Raw genomic sequence first — 17,210 nt, 5'->3', positions numbered from 1 at the left:
CTTTTTATTTATTGGCGCAGAAAGCAAAAACCACATAAGGTTTAGCTTTAGCGCAATAAGATTAAGCCTACAATAAGAGTACTTTATACACTCACATCATTTTAACTAGCACTTAGCACTCCCGCCTTTTGTAATTTTATTTTCTCTTTTTAATTTCGAAAAATGCATTAATTGTAGTTGCTTCAATTAAGTGTACTCCTAGGTTTAAGGCAATTATTGCTTCATTAAATTGGTGAATAATTTACTTGTTTAATCTTGGCTGAATAAAAAATATCTCCTTTAAAAGCTACATATGCGTTAAATCAGACTAATTAATTACTCAAAGCGCATAAATATAGTTATCAATTAACATTTAGTTTTACGGTTTTAATAACCTACTGTGATTAACTTGTTAATTTACCGATTAAGGGTACATTGTTGAGGTAATTACATTTAATTACAAAGTCCATTAGTTTGATTTCACCTGTGCTTTTAATGTAGCGCAATGTATTTAGTTTATTGATTTTTATATGTATTTATTAATTAACAAGGAAACATGGTGTAACGTTTGTACCTTTTTTGGGTATTTCGCTTTTTGGTTGGCTTTTAATTGGTCTGTCGTTAAGTTTTTGTTCAGTTAATCACGCCTAAGTTGCTGTTTTCTGACTCACAATTCTTATAAAAGTGAGCATTACCATTTAGGTAAATTTTCAACAAGTAGGGTTCATCCATGAAAAAATCAACTCTTGGCTTAGCGGTTATCGCTGCTATTCCAATGTTCTCAAGTGTGCAAGTTTTAGCGGCTGACGAAGCGGCAAAGTCAATTGAAAAAATTCAAGTAACAGGCTCTCGTATTAACCGTACAGATATGGAAACGGCTAGCCCTATTACAGTTATTGGCGATGACTTTATTGCAAAAAGTGGTTACACATCAGTTGCAGACGTGCTTTCTAATCAACCATCAGCGGCAGGGATGAGCCTAGGTGGTTCAAGTAATAATGGTTCAGGTGGTACTGCTACTGTAAACCTACGTGGGATGGGCTCTCAGCGTACTCTAGTATTATTAAATGGTCGTCGTATGGTTTCATCTGGAACCGGTGCAGATTCGTCTGTTGATTTAAATACGATTCCAGTTGCAATGATTAAGTCTATTGAAATTTTAAAAGACGGTGCTTCTGCAGTATACGGTTCAGATGCTATCGCTGGTGTTGTTAATATAATAACCAAGAAAGACTTTGAAGGTTCAGAAGTTAATGTAGAAGGTAGCCGCACTACAAAAGGTGATGGCAATAACTACGGTGTAAGTTTATTACACGGAATGCAAATTGCTGAAGGTAATTTAGTTGTAGGTGCTCAGTATTCAAGCCGCGGCGAAATAATTCAATCAGACAGAAGCTTTGTAGAGCCAGGTCAATCATCATATATTCCTGAGGGAACACTTGGTGGTAAAATGCCAGATGGAAATGGTGGTTTTATAGACCGTAATAAAGGCTATGATTATACGACTTCTAGCTATGCACAAACACCAAATGACTTGTACAGTATTTTTACTAGCTTTGATAAAGAGTTAGACTCAGATACGATGTTTAATGTTGATTTGATGTATACACGTCGTGATTCGACTCAGCAACTTGCGCCACAGCCAGCAAGCATAGATTTAAAAACAACGAATTTAGATGCTGCTTATACAAGTACTTTTGTAGATGGTAATGGTGCACTTGCAGATACCTTAGAGTACCGCCGTAGAATGGTTGATGCTGGTCCTCGTATTTATGAGCAAAAAACCGATACATATAGAGCGTCAGTTGCATTAATGGGTACGCTAGATAACGACGCTAGCTGGGATGTAAGTGCTACTTATGGCCGTAATGATTCTAAGGATAAAGTTCAAAATTCTATCCATGCAAGTAATGTTGAGCAAAGTATTTATGCTAATCAAGCGCTTTGGTTTGCTGGCGATGCATTAAATCGCGATATGTTAGTGTCAGATGGTGCAATTTACACTGAGTCAAATGAAGGTGGTAACGAGCAGTTTATCCTAGCTGCAGGTTACAGTGCACTAACAGATAACGATATTGGTTATGCAATTGGTGTTGAAAACAGATTTGAAAGTGGTTATTACACTCCTGATTTGATCACTCAACGCGGTGAAAGTACAGCTGCACAACAAGATCCAACTGAAGGTGATTACTCAGTACAGTCTGTGTATTTTGAAGCGTCTATGCCAGTATTTGAGTCAGTAACAATTGAAGGTGCTGCACGTTACGATAACTACTCAACGTTTGGTGGTGCAACAACGTGGAAGCTTGGTGCAACTTGGAACGTAACAGATGAGTTTATGGTTCGCTCTGTATTAGCGACTGGCTTTAGAGCACCTAATGTTGCTGAGCTTTTTGGTGGTAACTCAGGCTCATTCGATTACCTAGAAGATCCATGGGGTAATGAGCAAGACCCTCAAATCGAAGTAAATTACACCAGTGACAAAAACCTTAAAGCAGAAGAAAGTAAGTCATTTACTTTTGGTATGGTATGGGAAATTACTGATGGCTTATCAAGCACCATGGATTACTGGAAGTTTGATATAACTGATGCAATTACGCGTCTAGACGTTCAGAACGAAATGAGAAATTGTTTTGCTGGTACGCTTGAGTCATGTTCAGCAATCAATATTACATCAACAGGTGATTTATCAAATATGAGTTCAGCATTAACAAATGTTGGCTCGCAAAAAACATCTGGTGTTGATTGGAATATCTCATACAAAGCAGATAACTATGGTATCAACCTTGATACAACATACTTAATCGAATTTGAACAAGATGATATTGATTACACAGGCACTATCGATGGCAATATCGGTGGCTATGCTAAAATCAAATCAAATCTATCTGTAAATTACGATGTAAGTGAAGCATTAAGCCTTCTTTATAATGCAAGATTCGTTAAAGGAATGGATGGCGAGTATTACGGTGACTTCTTTAGCACTGACAATACTGTTTATCATGATATTTCTATGAGCTACAGCGTAAGTGATGATTTACGCATTACTGGTGGTATGAATAATATCTTTGATAAAGAGCCTGAGTCTGTATTAGGCGGTAATGATATGGGAACAGTTCCTGAGATATACGATGTAATTGGTTCGCGTATTTTTGCGAGTGTTAATTTTAAATTTTAATTAGCATAATAAATATTTTAAGGCCTAGTTTTTACTAGGCCTTTTTTATTGAACAAAATACTGCAGGCAAGTACACTAAGGAGCTATATTACAAGGAGATTTAATTGTTAAAGCAAGATGAAAATTTATCTTTTATTATTGAACCGCAGCTGGGCCAACGCTCAGAGCAACGCCTTGATTTATACTTTTCTATTCCCAACGAAATGGGCGTGAATGCACAAACCCTTAGTGAAGAATCCTATTTTAATAATCAATTTAAATCTTATTTAGCTTATAACGCCAATAATATTCACCTACCGCTAGTGCGAAGCCGTTTTGTAAGTAAAAACAAAGGTGAGCAGCGAGATTACCGACAAAACCTCAATTTGTATTGTTATCAGGTGCGCTTGGCTATTGATGCAGATATTAAAGAAACACTCAAAATAGAAGACCCTGATGAATTTTATCAACGGGCGGGTGAGTTGTGCGAGCAAAGCCAAAGCTTATTAAGAAAACTAAGACGTTATACACCTGAAGATGAAAAGCTTATTTCGTTTTACACTAATGCCGATAACTACCTTAGTTGGCAAATAGAGCAGTCGTTTTTAAAACTGCTTGATGAAGGGCCACGCAGTAGTGATTATGCCAAAGAGCGCAACGACTTAGTTAACTTTTGTAAGTCAGAAAATAGCTATCGCGAAGAGCAACAATATAATTCAGAATCAACCCTTAAAGATGCAAACCGCATTACTAATAAAATGCGGTTATTGCAGCGTTTAATTGAACATGGCGTAATTTTAAACCGCCAAACTCGCTACCTTAATAGTTATTTAAAACGTTTAGTTAAGGGCTCGGTAACCGCTGTGATTATGGCGTTAGTGATGGTAGTTATACTCAACGCACGCGCTACTTTTACAGAAGTGACTGCTACATTAATACTAATATTAGGGGTTATTTATGGCCTTCGAGAAATATTTAAAGAAGATATAACCCGAATTATTTGGCGATCTATTGTACGTGGGCGGCCTAAGTGGCGTTTTATTTTTAAAAACAGCGTAACCAAAGACAAAGTAGCGAGTCAGTTTATTTGGTTAGAATATACGCGCTTTAAAAATATTCCAAAAGAAGTGCGTGTTATTTTCTCTAAACGCCGCCAACAAAATAAGCTCGCTGCACAGTGGTTACACTTTGCTAGCGAAACACGTGTAAATGCCCGAGAGTTTTTACCGGGTTACGATAGCTTGCATCAAACACTGCAATTTAGCCTTGCGCCGTTTTCTCGCTATCTTAAAAAAGGTGAGGGTAAGTTATATCATCTTGAGAGTAATAAGGTTTCTAAGCAGGCTGTAGAGCGTCGTTATCAATTAAATATGGTATTAGTACTAACTGAGCGAGATAAAAAGCTGTATCAGCGTTATAAAATAACCATGAACCGCAGTAAAATAGTTAATATTGAACTTATTTACTCTGATGACGGTACTAAGCAGGAGTAACAAAGGATGTAACCGGTTACACCCTACGTTATTCCTCTAAAGGGTTAGCGTTAGTTGTTCGCTAACCCTGTTTTGGTAAATAAAGTTACCTTGTTTGACACGAGTATAATTTCGATATTTTTAGCATCGTCACCCCAAACGCAGTTGGTATGCAGTGTTTTTTCTACGCAGTTATCAGCGTTTCCTAAAAAAATTTCGACTTCTGATTTATCCATACCAATTTTTATTTTTTCGTAGTTCTCAACATTTACTTTAGAACACGCTGCTAGGCTTAGTATTGCTGCAATAATCAGGATTTTTTTCATTGTTATTTCCTATGTGTTAAATAACACCATAAATGGTGTAGGCTTAATGCTTGAATTTTCTAATTTGGACGATCATTCCCATTCTAGGGTGATCAAAATAGTGTATTTCTTCACTTATTACTCGTCTAAATTGTGAAAAACGAGCTGCTTCTATTTCACCACTATCGCGCTTTTGGCTAATATCGAAATTAGCGGTTATGTATAAATAATGGCGTAAATGTATTTTAAATAAACCGTCGAGTTCCCACTTCATAGTGGGTTCTTCAGGTGCATTAAAAAAAGAATTTTGCGAGTTAACTAAGCTAACAAAGTCTGGGTTTGCATAACTTGGGGCGCTTTGCTCTGCACTTTTAATATGCTCGCCGGCGATTAAATGCATGCTAGGTGCACGCGATTTGCTTGCCCCTTCAAAACGCCAGCCAGTATGTAATAGTGGCGTTAACCCTTTGCGCTCTAGGGCTTGGCGTTGGCTGTTAAATTGCAGTTGTGTTGCTGCTAAAAGGTATGTTTGCTGCATTGTATCTTGTGCAGCTACAAGCGGTGTTACCGGTAGCTGTTCATAACTTTTTAAATAATCAATACTGTTATCACACACGCCAGATTGCTGATTGGAGTTAACTAAAGAATCTGTAAAAGAGCGTTTTTCAAAGCGTGTATCGCCATCAATACACGCTTGCATAGCTTGCTCAGTGTAAAGTGGGGTGAATAAATCAAGTGTGTTTTTATCTTCAATAGCTGGCTTTTTAAGGCTAAAGTCTTCTTGTAAGTACGGAGCAGGGCGTTGTTTAAATATCAGTACTTCTACTTCAAACCAGCGCTCAGCAATTGCGGTGCTGCTAAATAAGCAGCATAAAATAATAAGCGATTTTTTTAGCAACATTAATGGCTAACCTTTTTTTCGAAATCTGCAAGCATTGCAGTGACCATTTTCAAGCGTTCGCGGGCATTTGCCTCACTAATAACAAAGCGCAGTTTATTTGCGCCATCCATTTTGTACACGCGCGGTGCACTTTGTATCAAGCCTATGATGAAGCTAGGATTAACCTTAGTGTTTTGGCTAAATTCAAAGTAACCACCTTTCGGGTTTGCCTCAATTTTTGTTATACCTAAATCACTTGCTCGCATTTTTAATTGCTGCAGGCTAAAGAGGTTTTTAGCCGCGTCGGGTAATAAGCCAAAGCGGTCGATTAACTCTACCTGTAATTCGTCCATATCGGCAACATTAGCACAACTAGCAACGCGCTTGTACATACCTAAGCGTGCGTTTACATCGTAAATATAATCATCGGGTAATAAAGCCGGTAGTTTTAAGTCTACCTCAGTTTGTTTTTGCAGGAGGTTTTCAAGGGTGGGCTCTTTGCCTTCTCGCAATGCTTTTACTGCTTGTTCAAGCATTTCCATATATAAGCTAAAGCCTATGGTTTGCATTTGACCTGATTGATCGTCGCCTAGTAACTCACCCGCACCACGAATTTCTAAATCGTGGGTTGCTAGCGCAAAACCTGCGCCTAAGTCTTCTAGCGACTCTATTGCTTCTAAACGTTTAGTTGCATCTTTTGACAGCGATTTAGGATCGCCTGTTAATAAGTAGGCATAAGCTTGATGATGGCTGCGGCCAACTCGACCACGTAATTGGTGTAACTGTGCTAAGCCTAATTTGTCGGCTCTATCCATAATTATGGTGTTAGCGGTTGGTACATCAATACCGGTTTCTATTATAGTGGTACACACTAATACGTTATATTTTTGATGGTAAAAATCAGCCATTATTTGCTCAAGCTCTTGCTCGCGCATTTGTCCATGTGCACTGGTTACGCTTGCCTCGGGCACCCATTCACTAATTTCTTGTGCTACACGCTCAATTGTCTCTACGTTATTATGTAAAAAGTAAACTTGGCCACCGCGTTTAATTTCTCGCAGTACCGCTTCACGTATTAATTCTACATCGCGTTGGCGCACAAAGGTTTTTACCGCTAAACGCTTTGCAGGTGGAGTGGCAATAATAGATAAGTCGCGCATACCGCTCATAGCCATATTTAAGGTACGCGGGATAGGCGTTGCAGTTAAAGTGAGTATGTCGACATCGGCGCGTAGCGCTTTAATTTTTTCTTTTTGGCGCACCCCAAAGCGATGCTCTTCATCAACAATTAATAAGCCTAAATCGTTAAATTTAATATCAGCCTGGATCAATTTATGAGTACCAATGACAATATCGAGCTTGCCATTGGCCATTTTTTCAAGCGTGTCTTTTTGCTCTTTAGGTGAGTTAAAACGCGACAGTACACCTACCTCAATAGGAAAGTCGGCAAAACGATCTTTAAAGTTTTCAAAGTGTTGCTGGGCAAGTAATGTTGTAGGCACCAAAATAGCTACTTGTTTGTTATCGTTAACCGCTACAAATGCGGCGCGCATGGCGACTTCGGTTTTACCAAAGCCTACATCGCCACACACTAAACGGTCCATGGCTTGTTTTGATTGCATATCGCCTAATACGGCTTCAATGGCGTTGCGTTGATCGTCGGTTTCTTCAAACGGAAAGCTGTCGCTAAATTGGCGATAAGCTGGGGCATCAAGGGTAAATTTATTACCTGGTTTTGCTTGGCGCTGAGCGTAAATATCAAGTAATTCAGCGGCTACATCGCGCACTTTCTCAGCAGCACGTTTTTTAGCTTTGTCCCATGCATCTGAGCCAAGTTTATGCAGTGGCGCACTGGCTTCTTCGCCGCCCGAATAACGGCTGAGCATATGCAGCGCCGAAACCGGTACATACAGTTTTGCTTCACTGGCGTAAGTAATGGTAACAAATTCGGTGATAATGCCTGCGGCATCTATGGTTTGTAAACCTTGATAGCGACCAACGCCGTGATCAAGATGTACAATAGGTTGGCCTTCTTTAAGCTCGGCTAAGTTACGAATTAGCGCATCTTGGCTGGCTTGGTATTTATGCTTACGGCGACGGCGCTGCGATACTTTTATGCCAAGCAGTTCTTGTTCGGTGATTATAGATAAACTAGGTTTAGTACCTAATACAACACTTTGCTCTAGTGGGCTAACAATTAAGCCAACATCGCTTTGGCTTTTTGTAAACTGCTCAAAACTAGTAAATTCTTTAAACTTTAAGCCGCTGGGTTTTAATACTCCCAGTAATGACTCGCGCCGGCCATCCGACTCTACGCTAAGTAAAATACGGCCTTTTTGCTTTTTTTGCGCCGCTACATAGTTTATAAACGCACCGTAAGGTTCGCTTTGTTTATGATCAATGCGAATAACAGGTAATTCACTAACGGTTAAATTTTTATTGCCTGCTTTAGTACCCAACTTTGCTTGAGATAAGCGAATACGCGCATAGTTACCTAAATTAGCAAACAATTCATTAATGGGTTGATACAGCGCGCTTGGCTCTAATAATGGACGCAATGGGTCTACGCGGCGGTTTTCATAACGTACGTTTACATCATGCCAAAAATTATCGGCGGCATGTTCTAAATCACCAAGCTGCATTACCGTTGTGGTTTCAGGTAGGTAATCAAAAATAGTGGCCAGTTGCTCAAAAAACAGCGGCATATAATATTCTATACCGGCAGGCCAATTACCTTTACTCACTTGCATGTAAACAGAGTCTTGCTGCGCGCTGGCACCAAACTTTTCACGGTACGCTATTCTAAAACGTTCAATGTCGGCTTCGTTAGTGGGAAATTCGTGTGCCGGGAGTAGTTCAATTTTATCTACTTTTTCATCCGAGCGCTGGGTTTCAACATCAAATAAACGAATGCTGTCGAGCTCGTCGTCAAAAAAGTCGAGCCTAAAAGGATGCGGGCTGCCCATAGGGTATAAGTCGACAATAGAGCCGCGAATGGCGTACTCGCCGTGCTCCATTACTTGCTGTACGTTTAAATAACCTGCTTGTTCTAAATTATTTCTAAAATTATGGGTATCGAGTTTATCGCCCACTTTAAAGTTAATTGTGGACCCATAAATAAACGAAGCCGGGGCGGTGCGCAGCATTAAGGTAGAAACAGGGACAATTAATACACTTTGTTGCTCATTTTTTAGCGTATTTAAAGTGGCTAACCGGGCAGAAATAATATCTTGATGAGGAGAAAAATGGTCGTAAGGCAGGGTTTCCCAGTCAGGAAATATCATTACCGGGTTGTCGGGCAATAAATACTCTAGCTCGGTTTCAAGGCGCAGGGCGCTTGGCGTGTCTGGGGTTACAATTAACACTAGGTTGTCTTGTTGTTTTACACCCTCAGCAATAGCAATGCTTAAACCACTGCCGCTAAGTTGCCCCCATTGAATTTTATCTTTTTGAGATTTCACCCAAGGCAAGGCTGCCCATTGCTCAAACGCCATTTATTACTCCATTTATAAATTGGCCCTAATTTATTATGTAATAAGGGCCAAGTAATTTTATTTAATCGCGGTAAATTTTTGTTAAGTCTTGGTAATGATCAATTCTGCGGTCGCGTAAATACGGCCAAATACGTCTTACGTTTTCGCTGCGCTGTTGATCAAGCTCAACCACTAAAATTTGCTCGTCAGTATTATTAGCCTCTGCAAGTAATTCACCTTGTGGGCCTGCAACAAAAGAGTTACCCCAAAATTGAATTCCTTCGCTTTGTTCACTTGGATCTTGCTCGACTCCAACGCGGTTACAACTAATTACCGGTACACCATTGGCAATCGCATGGGCGCGCTGGCTAATAACCCACGCATCTTTTTGGCGGGTTTGTTCATCGCTATCATCGCGCGGATCCCAGCCTATTGCGGTTGGGTAAATAAGTAGCTCAGCACCGGCCATTGCCATTAAGCGTGCAGCTTCAGGAAACCATTGATCCCAACATACTAATACGCCCAATTTACCCACTGAGGTTTGAATTGGCTCAAAGCCTAAATCGCCTGGAGTAAAGTAAAACTTTTCGTAAAAACCAGGGTCATCGGGAATATGCATTTTACGGTATTTACCGGCAATACTGCCGTCATTTTCAAGTACTACAGCGGTATTGTGATAAAGGCCGGTAGCACGTTTTTCAAATAACGACGCCACAATTACAATGCTTAACTCTTTTGCCAGCTCACCTAAAGTATGCGTGCTTGGGCCTGGAATGGTTTCGGCTAAATCAAACACGTCTACATCTTCGGTTTGGCAAAAGTACAGGCTACGATGTAGCTCTTGCAGCACAACTAATTTAGCGCCTTTATTGGCCGCTTCACGAATTGCGGCAATAGACTTTGCCATATTTTGCTCAGCATTATCGCTATTGCTTTGTTGTACGAGTGCAACGGTTAATTTTGCAGGGCTGGTCATTGAGCTGCTCCAGTTAAAAATCCACGTGGGAGTTGCATTGTTATACAGTGCAAACTGCCAAATTGTTCAATAATAGGTAGGCAATTAATGCCTACTATTGTGTGCTCTGGGTACGCTTGTTGAATTTGCGTTAAGGCGAGCTTATCGCTTACATCATCGTACGTTGGTACTAATACCGTATTATTAATAATTAAATAGTTAGCATAGGTGGCAGGCAAACGTGTTTGCTCATCGTCATATACTGCTTTGGGCCAAGGTAAGGCAATTAAATTATATGGAGTGTTATTGGAAGTTTTAAAGCCTTGAAGCTGTTTTTCCATCGCATGCAGCGCGCTGTAATGCTCATCGGTTTTATCGTCGCACTGTACATAAACAAGGGTATTGTTTGGTGCAAAGCGAACTAGCGTATCTATGTGGCTGTCGGTGTCGTCGCCCGCTAAATAACCATGGTCAACCCATAAAAAATCAGTTGCTCCTAAGTGCTGTTTTAATAGTGCTGAAATGTCACTTGGGGTTAAATTTGGGTTGCGGTTTTTATTGAGTAAACATTCACTGGTAGTAAGTAATACGCCGTGTTCGTTTATTTCAATGCCACCGCCTTCAAGTACCATATCTACTGCTTGGTAGTCATTATTTGTATCGCTAAGCTCATTGACTAAAACACGGTTTATTTGATTATCTAGTGCACTTGCAAATTTATTGCCCCAACCATTAAAGGTAAAGTCATACACTTTAAGTTGACTAGGGTTGTTTATAGCGGCGCAAGTAAGGGGGCCGTGATCGCGTGCCCATGTATCATTTGTTGGTGTAACTACAAAGTGAACACAGTTTAAAGGGACGTTGGCTGCGCGTAATAGCGCAATAACATGCTCTTTTACAGGCTCACTGTGCGCTACAATAACTAACTGTTGTACTGCAATAATATGTTTTACAAGCGCTACATACACAGGCTCAACGCGTGCTAAGTTTTCAGCCCAATCGGTGTTTTTATGCGGCCAAGTTAGCATAACAGCGTCTTGCTCGGCCCATTCTGGTAAAAGTCTAAAATTCATGAGTAATTGATACAAATTAAGGTAGCGCTAGTTTAGCAGTTTGAGTGTACATGTCAGCTATTTATCATCTGCTTGCATGTTTTGTGATTGCTCTAATTGCTGGCGTTTTTTGAGTTGTCGGGTTTGTGCATGCAAACTGGCTCTAACAACCAGTTCTTGGTCGCTGTCTCTTATGGCTATAAAGAGTAAAGTGTATTGGTAATGCTCGGTATCGGTTTTTTTAACTGCAACGACTTCGGTATAGCAATAAACAGCTGACGCTTCATGGTGTAAAAAAAGTTTAGTCCGAAATTTTTGCCCTAAAGAATAAACATCCTCTGTTGTAAATTTTACGCCACCGCCGCCATAACTATCGCAATAAATAGCGTTATCTTCGCTTTGCTCTGAGGCGAGAACATGGCTCATTATTAAGTCTATTTTACGTGATTGCGCTTGTAAAAAAACCGCGAGTTCTTGGGCAATATCACCTAAATTACGCAGTGGTCCAAGCGCGCTTTGCTCTAAGCTACTCACTTCATTAGCGAGTTTAAACAAAGGGGGGATATCTGCGTCTAACTGGGTAAGGTTTTTTGGAACGGCGTTATCATCAACTATGTATAGGTTTACACGGTTACTTTCATCAATTTGAAAATATTGTTCAAACTCACTTAACTTTTGACTGTTCATAGCACTCTCCGCAACGCATTTAAGTAATAATAGCGCCCTTAGTGCTAAATTACTAGAATATATGTTTTTTGAATAACTGCTTGAATACTTTATTTATATTCATTTTATAAATATAAAAAAGTGGCCAACGTTATCCTAACATTGGCCGCTGGGGTATTAATTAGTTTTACTTATTTAACCTGAACTCTGGTTAAGAGATTTACTAACGTATTGAGTCATAGTTATATTTAATTTTATTTTCTCTAGCCAGAGGTTTTCAGTGAAAACAAGGCGAATTTACGCGTCAATAGCTGGCCTATTGCAAGAAAATTCAACGCAGTTAGCGCTGAAAATAGCTGCTTGAGATAAGTTTATTATCCGGAGCTCAGGTTATTTAAGCAGCTGGGCTAACTCATGTAAGTTTTTTACAACATGATCTGGTTTTTTAGCCAGTGGGTAAAGTGCTTTACCTGGGCGCGCAATAAAAGTGGTTTGTAAACCGGCTGCTTTTGCTCCGGCTACGTCCCAACCATGTGCTGCAACCATCATGGCTTCACTTGGTTTTACATTAAGCTTTTTAAGTACCCATTGGTATGCACGTAAATCGGGCTTGTACACTTTAATATCTTCAATGCTGTAGCGCTCGTCAAAATAACGAGTTAAACCAGCGCTTTCAAATTGTGCTTGCACGCCTTTATTTGAAGAGTTTGTTAGGCTAACCAGCTTATAACCTTGTGCTCTTAATGCCGCTAAACCTGCTTTTACGTCTGCGTGTGGTGGCAGTGTTAATAATGGCGTAACAATAGCGGTTTTTGCTTGCTCGCTGGTAATATTAATATTGTTGTTTTGTGCCACCATTAATAATGACGCCACGCCAATTTGGCCAAAGTCTTGGTAATCGCCAATTACAGTTGATACCAACGAGTGGTGTAGCATAGTAGAAAACCACAATGGCAATAAATCTTCTCGCCCACCAAGAGCTTCGCCTATAGAAGCGCGCATTGAATCTAGATCAAGGAGTGTTTCGTTAACGTCAAAAATTAACACTTTAGGTTTATTTGAGGTTTGTTCGGCCATAGTATCTCCAGAGAGTAGGCTTGCGCCTAAAATTAATGAAAGGGTTAGGGTTTTTAGGGATGTTAATACAGACATTATTTACTCTCAGATTTTAAAGCGTTTAATACATCAAAGGGTTCTGCGCGTAGGGTGTAGTCTTCAGTTACAAAAGCGTAAGTGATCACACCTTGTTGATTAATAACATAAGTGGCCGGTAGTGGCAGTTGAAAGCTTTTATCGCCGTAGTAGTGCTCAAAATCAATACCAAATTCGGAATATAACGCTTGAATGCGCTCATCGAGTGTAAACAATAAACCGAACTGCTTGGCTATTTTATTACTTATATCTGAAAGGACATCAAATTCAAGGTCGTTTTTTTGTGCTGTTGAGAGAGTTTCATCAGGCAATTGCGGTGATATTGCTACTAACTGAGCACTTTGAGCTGTAAATTGCGGTAAAAAATCATTTAGGGCTTTTAACTCTAAATTACAATACGGGCACCAGCCACCGCGGTAAAAGCTAATAATTACTGGGCCTTTTTTTAATAAATTCGCAAGCTTAATGTTTTCGCCGTTATGATTGGCTAAGCTGAAGTTTTTTACTTTATGACCAACGTGCAACGCATTATCTTTAATATGCTGGGCAATAAGCTCTGCGTTTGTAGTGTTCATTAGTGTAAAACATCGGCAGGGAGTTTTGCTTCTTTTTGCACGTTATAGGCGTCAATTTGCGCTTTTAAACTCATATATAACCTCAATAATTAAGTTACGTTAGATTATATAGTTTTAGTTATTTAAATATAGATTGCAAAAGTGAAAGCTTCATTCGAAAATATTAAACATTGAAAACCCAAAGTAGCTTGTTATGTATAACATAAGTGATTTAGAAACCTTTATTGCCGTAGTAGAGAATAAAGGCGTACTTGCAGCTGCGCGCGAGCAAGGGTTATCGCCAGCAACAGTGAGCCATCGCCTTAGTAAATTAGAGCGAGAGTTGTCTACTGTTTTAGTCTTTAGGGATAGTAGGCGAGTACGTTTATCGCCTGCAGGAGAAGTGTTTTACACACGTGTGGGCGCTATTATTGAGGCTTTGCACGACGCAGAGCATAGTATAGGTGCGCGCAGCTCAACTGTGAGCGGGCTACTAAGGGTAACTATGCCACCGTGGATTTTTTCTAAGTATGTTATGCCTAAGCTTAGCGAATTTGAAAGTGAATATCCTCAATTAAAACTCGATTTTTTAATTACGGATCATTTTATTAATGTGGTTGATGATGCTCAAGATGTGGCTATAAGAGTAGGGCAGTTAAACGACTCTGGCATGTTGTCGCGTAAAATAGTCAATAATAGCCGTGTGTTATGTGCCGCTCCCAGTTATATAAATAAACAGGGTATGCCAAGTAATTTAACCGAGCTTGCGGCGCATTATTGGGTATGTTTGCCGTGGCAAAAACAATTAAAATTATTTGACGAGCAAGGTAAAATACACAGTTTTAATGCTAAACCCCGCTTTACTATTTCAAACTCAGATAACATGACCCAAGCTGCCATTGCTGGGCATGGCATTGCAATTAAATCAAAAATAGCAATAGGTGAAGAGCTTGCAAATGGCACTTTAGTTGAAGTTATGCCCGGTGTAATGGCGCAAAGCGACGCACCGGTATGGTTTTTACGGCCACAAAACAGCTTAACCACGCGTAAAACCGAGGTGTTTTTTAACTTTATAAAGTCACTATTTGTTACTTGCTAAATATAAGCGGTTGGATGGCGCCTTTATTATGAGCAACACATGCGTTAGATCAACCTTTGTTCTTATACTCATTTGAGAATATTTTATTGTTGTTATTATCTCTCTTAGGCTTATTGGCCGTTTTATTTCTTTGAGGGATTAAATTTAACAATGAAAAAAGTGACGTACATTGTGTTAGTAGGTATTGCACTATTAGTGTTTGCCTTTGTGGGCGCTAAGCTCATTCCTATTACTTTAGCACCACCTTTGGCTGCAACACATAAAGTAGATATTAACGATCAAACGCTCATTGCTCAGGGCGAATACTATGCACGAGTTGCTGACTGTGTTGCGTGCCATACGGCACCCGGCGGAAAACCTTTTGCGGGTGGCTTAGGCATGCAAACACCTATGGGCGCTATTTATTCTACTAATATCACTCCCGACATCGAAACGGGCATTGGTAGTTATAGCTACGCCGATTTTGAACGTGCAGTTAGAAAAGGCATTCGCCAAGATAACCAACCGCTTTATCCTGCTATGCCTTTTGTGTCTTATAAAATAGTAAATGATGCTGAAATAGAGGCAATGTACGCGTATTTTATGTCAAGCGTTAGCCCAGTAAAGCAACAAAATCAACAAACAACTATTCCATGGCCTGCCAGTATGCGTTGGCCACTAGCGTGGTGGCAGGCATTATTTTCACCAGCGCGTAGCTTTACAGCTAACCCCAATTTAACAGCTGAGCAAAACCAGGGTGCCTATTTAGTTGAGGGACTAGCTCACTGTGGTGCGTGCCATACGCCCCGAGGTATTGCTTTTCAAGAAAAGGCGCTATCTGATGATGCATCGGGTCAGTTTGTATCGGGCTCAGTACTTGAGGGCTGGTATGCTAAAAGTTTACGTAATGAAGGATTAGGTTTATCAACCTGGAAACAAGCCGATATTGCCCTGTTTTTAAAAACAGGGCGTACCGACAAAACTGCCGCATTTGGTAGCATGGCCGATGTAGTGGCGCATAGTACGCGGTACTTTACTGATAAAGACTTAAACGCTATTGCCAGCTTTTTAAACCAGTTAACACCGCGCCCAGGTTATGACAAAAATTGGCAGCCGAAAGCAGACACCACAACAAGTGCATTGCGCGCAGGTGACTTTTCGACTCCTGGTGCTTTGTTGTATATGGAGCAGTGCGCCGCGTGTCATCGCTTAGATGGAAAAGGCGCACCACGTATTTTTCCAGCATTGGCTGGTAACTCTATTGTGTTTGCAGAAGATCCCAGTTCGTTAATTCAAGTTACTTTAGCCGGGGGTGAAATGGCAACAACTGCGCACGATGTAATGACATTTACTATGCCGGGTTTTTATCACTTAAAAAACCAAGAGTTAGCGGATGTTTTAAACTTTATTCGCAATAGTTGGGGTAATCATGGCAGCCATATTTCAACTCGAGATGTTGCGACTATGCGCCGTGTAGTTGACCATGCTCCGGTGCATTATGTACCCGCAAAGGAGATAGAAAATGAATAAGTTACTAGGGATAAGCGTGCTTGTAGTTGCAATTTCGGTTGCAGCTTACATGGGTTATGAAAGCCGTTTTTATGATGCGCCTGATGCAAAAACTTACGATGTAATTGATGCCGAAGGTAAAGTGGTTGATCAGTTTATCATTCCAAAAATTACCGATGTAGTAGGCCACAAAGATGAAGAAGCCATTTTATACGGCATGCGTTTACTTAACGAAACGGCGCGCTTATTACCTGAGAATGTAGGTAATGGGCTTAATTGTAATAGTTGCCATATGGGACAAGGCAAACGAGAGCTGGGCGCACCTTATATAAATACTTATAATCGTTATCCGCGCTTTAATCCGCGTGCACAACGCGTACTTGATTTAAATGAGCGCATTAACGGCTGTTTTCAACGCTCGATGAATGGTAAACCAATCCCAATAGATTCGCCAGAAATGCAAGGTATGCATGCTTATATGAAATGGCTAGGTGGCGATGTGGCACCGGGCAATACCGTTAAGCTAACTAGCCTAGAGTTTTTTAAAGTAGGCAAATATACAGCAAACGCAAATAACGGTGCACAGGTTTATGCAGCGCAATGTGGCACTTGTCATGGCAGTGATGGCGAGGGGATTAAAGATCAATTTGGCGATTATATTTTCCCACCATTATGGGGCGATGACTCATTTAACATTGGGGCAGGTATGGCACGTGCTTCGCGAGCAGGTGCATTTGTTATTCATAACATGCCATTGAGTGTGAGTCGTGAAGCGCCGCTTGGGCAGATCACTTTATCAGAGCAAGAGGTTGTTGATGTTGTGGAATACTTTACTAAAAAGCCACGTCCAGACTTTGCAGATAAAGTAAACGATTGGCCAGGTATGGATAATCCTGCAGATTCTCGTTATTAATACAATATGCATAACCGCTTAACCTAGCAAGGTTAGGCGGTTTTTTATTACTAAAATGTATTTAA

12 protein-coding genes and 1 pseudogene are annotated in these 17,210 nt (G+C 40.3%); 5 read left to right on the top strand and 8 right to left on the bottom strand.

Translation table 11 applies throughout. The features are described from left to right. Positions 1 to 709: 709 nt before the first annotated feature. Together PTRA_RS09765 and PTRA_RS09760 are read left to right on the top strand one after the other, a co-directional pair. Positions 710 to 3,157, top strand: a complete 2,448-nt coding sequence (locus tag PTRA_RS09765) for a TonB-dependent receptor (protein WP_058373644.1) — start codon at positions 710 to 712, stop codon at positions 3,155 to 3,157. 104 nt (positions 3,158 to 3,261) lie between these two features. Further along, positions 3,262 to 4,629, top strand: a complete 1,368-nt coding sequence (locus PTRA_RS09760) for a hypothetical protein (RefSeq protein ID WP_058373643.1) — start codon at positions 3,262 to 3,264, stop codon at positions 4,627 to 4,629. Positions 4,630 to 4,679: 50 nt separating this feature from the next. Here PTRA_RS09760 and PTRA_RS09755 read toward each other — a convergent pair whose 3' ends face one another. The 8 genes and pseudogenes from PTRA_RS09755 to PTRA_RS09720 form a co-directional block, all read right to left on the bottom strand. Further along, a complete protein-coding gene (locus PTRA_RS09755) occupies positions 4,680 to 4,934 on the bottom strand; it encodes a hypothetical protein (RefSeq protein ID WP_058373642.1) in 255 nt (84 codons plus the stop codon). A 43-nt stretch (positions 4,935 to 4,977) separates the two neighbouring features. Continuing rightward, the gene (locus PTRA_RS09750) at positions 4,978 to 5,814 is read right to left on the bottom strand and encodes a peptidoglycan binding protein CsiV (protein WP_058373641.1); all 837 of its coding nucleotides are present in this window, start codon (positions 5,812 to 5,814) and stop codon (positions 4,978 to 4,980) included. Beyond that, complete coding sequence (mfd, locus tag PTRA_RS09745; RefSeq protein WP_058373640.1) at positions 5,814 to 9,287, bottom strand: transcription-repair coupling factor; 3,474 nt, start codon at positions 9,285 to 9,287, stop codon at positions 5,814 to 5,816. The genes PTRA_RS09750 and mfd overlap by 1 nt, the downstream gene beginning before the upstream one ends. Positions 9,288 to 9,348: 61 nt before the next feature. Then, on the bottom strand, positions 9,349 to 10,242 hold the full coding sequence (locus PTRA_RS09740; RefSeq protein ID WP_058373639.1) for a carbon-nitrogen hydrolase: 894 nt from the start codon (positions 10,240 to 10,242) through the stop codon (positions 9,349 to 9,351). Then, positions 10,239 to 11,294 (bottom strand): agmatine deiminase family protein, encoded by a 1,056-nt coding sequence (locus PTRA_RS09735; protein ID WP_058373638.1) that lies wholly within the window; start codon positions 11,292 to 11,294, stop codon positions 10,239 to 10,241. Before PTRA_RS09735 ends, PTRA_RS09740 begins: the two co-directional genes overlap by 4 nt. Positions 11,295 to 11,351: 57 nt before the next feature. Then, complete coding sequence (locus PTRA_RS09730; protein WP_058373637.1) at positions 11,352 to 11,960, bottom strand: PilZ domain-containing protein; 609 nt, start codon at positions 11,958 to 11,960, stop codon at positions 11,352 to 11,354. A gap of 369 nt (positions 11,961 to 12,329) precedes the next feature. Next, positions 12,330 to 13,091, bottom strand: a complete 762-nt coding sequence (locus PTRA_RS09725) for a haloacid dehalogenase type II (protein WP_058373636.1) — start codon at positions 13,089 to 13,091, stop codon at positions 12,330 to 12,332. After that, positions 13,091 to 13,740, bottom strand: a pseudogene (locus PTRA_RS09720) (peroxiredoxin-like family protein). The gene PTRA_RS09725 and the pseudogene PTRA_RS09720 overlap by 1 nt, the downstream one beginning before the upstream one ends. Positions 13,741 to 13,859: 119 nt before the next feature. Between PTRA_RS09720 and PTRA_RS09715 the strand changes: the two are divergent. From PTRA_RS09715 to PTRA_RS09705, 3 genes are all read left to right on the top strand, one after another. After that, positions 13,860 to 14,744, top strand: coding sequence for a LysR family transcriptional regulator (locus PTRA_RS09715; RefSeq protein WP_058373635.1), 885 nt, complete (start codon positions 13,860 to 13,862; stop codon positions 14,742 to 14,744). Positions 14,745 to 14,894: 150 nt separating this feature from the next. Further along, positions 14,895 to 16,253 (top strand): cytochrome c, encoded by a 1,359-nt coding sequence (locus PTRA_RS09710; protein ID WP_058373634.1) that lies wholly within the window; start codon positions 14,895 to 14,897, stop codon positions 16,251 to 16,253. After that, entirely contained in the window at positions 16,246 to 17,145 is a 900-nt protein-coding gene (locus tag PTRA_RS09705; RefSeq protein ID WP_058373633.1) for a c-type cytochrome, read from the top strand. Before PTRA_RS09710 ends, PTRA_RS09705 begins: the two co-directional genes overlap by 8 nt. Positions 17,146 to 17,210 lie beyond the last annotated feature (65 nt).

It is taken from the genome of Pseudoalteromonas translucida KMM 520, assembly GCF_001465295.1.
Lineage (GTDB): Bacteria > Pseudomonadota > Gammaproteobacteria > Enterobacterales > Alteromonadaceae > Pseudoalteromonas > Pseudoalteromonas translucida.
This window is presented reverse-complemented; position numbering and strand designations above follow the sequence as displayed.

Excerpts from the sequence above, each read along its gene's own strand:
- PTRA_RS09705 (WP_058373633.1), top strand. The coding sequence starts at position 16,246 with ATGAATAAGTTACTAGGGATAAGCGTGCTTGTAGTTGCAATTTCGGTT.
- PTRA_RS09715 (WP_058373635.1), top strand. The coding sequence starts at position 13,860 with ATGTATAACATAAGTGATTTAGAAACCTTTATTGCCGTAGTAGAGAAT.
- PTRA_RS09750 (WP_058373641.1), bottom strand. The coding sequence starts at position 5,814 with ATGTTGCTAAAAAAATCGCTTATTATTTTATGCTGCTTATTTAGCAGC.
- PTRA_RS09725 (WP_058373636.1), bottom strand. The coding sequence starts at position 13,091 with ATGTCTGTATTAACATCCCTAAAAACCCTAACCCTTTCATTAATTTTA.
- PTRA_RS09765 (WP_058373644.1), top strand. The coding sequence starts at position 710 with ATGAAAAAATCAACTCTTGGCTTAGCGGTTATCGCTGCTATTCCAATG.
- PTRA_RS09740 (WP_058373639.1), bottom strand. The coding sequence starts at position 10,242 with ATGACCAGCCCTGCAAAATTAACCGTTGCACTCGTACAACAAAGCAAT.
- PTRA_RS09755 (WP_058373642.1), bottom strand. The coding sequence starts at position 4,934 with ATGAAAAAAATCCTGATTATTGCAGCAATACTAAGCCTAGCAGCGTGT.
- mfd (WP_058373640.1), bottom strand. The coding sequence starts at position 9,287 with ATGGCGTTTGAGCAATGGGCAGCCTTGCCTTGGGTGAAATCTCAAAAA.
- PTRA_RS09735 (WP_058373638.1), bottom strand. The coding sequence starts at position 11,294 with ATGAATTTTAGACTTTTACCAGAATGGGCCGAGCAAGACGCTGTTATG.
- PTRA_RS09730 (WP_058373637.1), bottom strand. The coding sequence starts at position 11,960 with ATGAACAGTCAAAAGTTAAGTGAGTTTGAACAATATTTTCAAATTGAT.
- PTRA_RS09710 (WP_058373634.1), top strand. The coding sequence starts at position 14,895 with ATGAAAAAAGTGACGTACATTGTGTTAGTAGGTATTGCACTATTAGTG.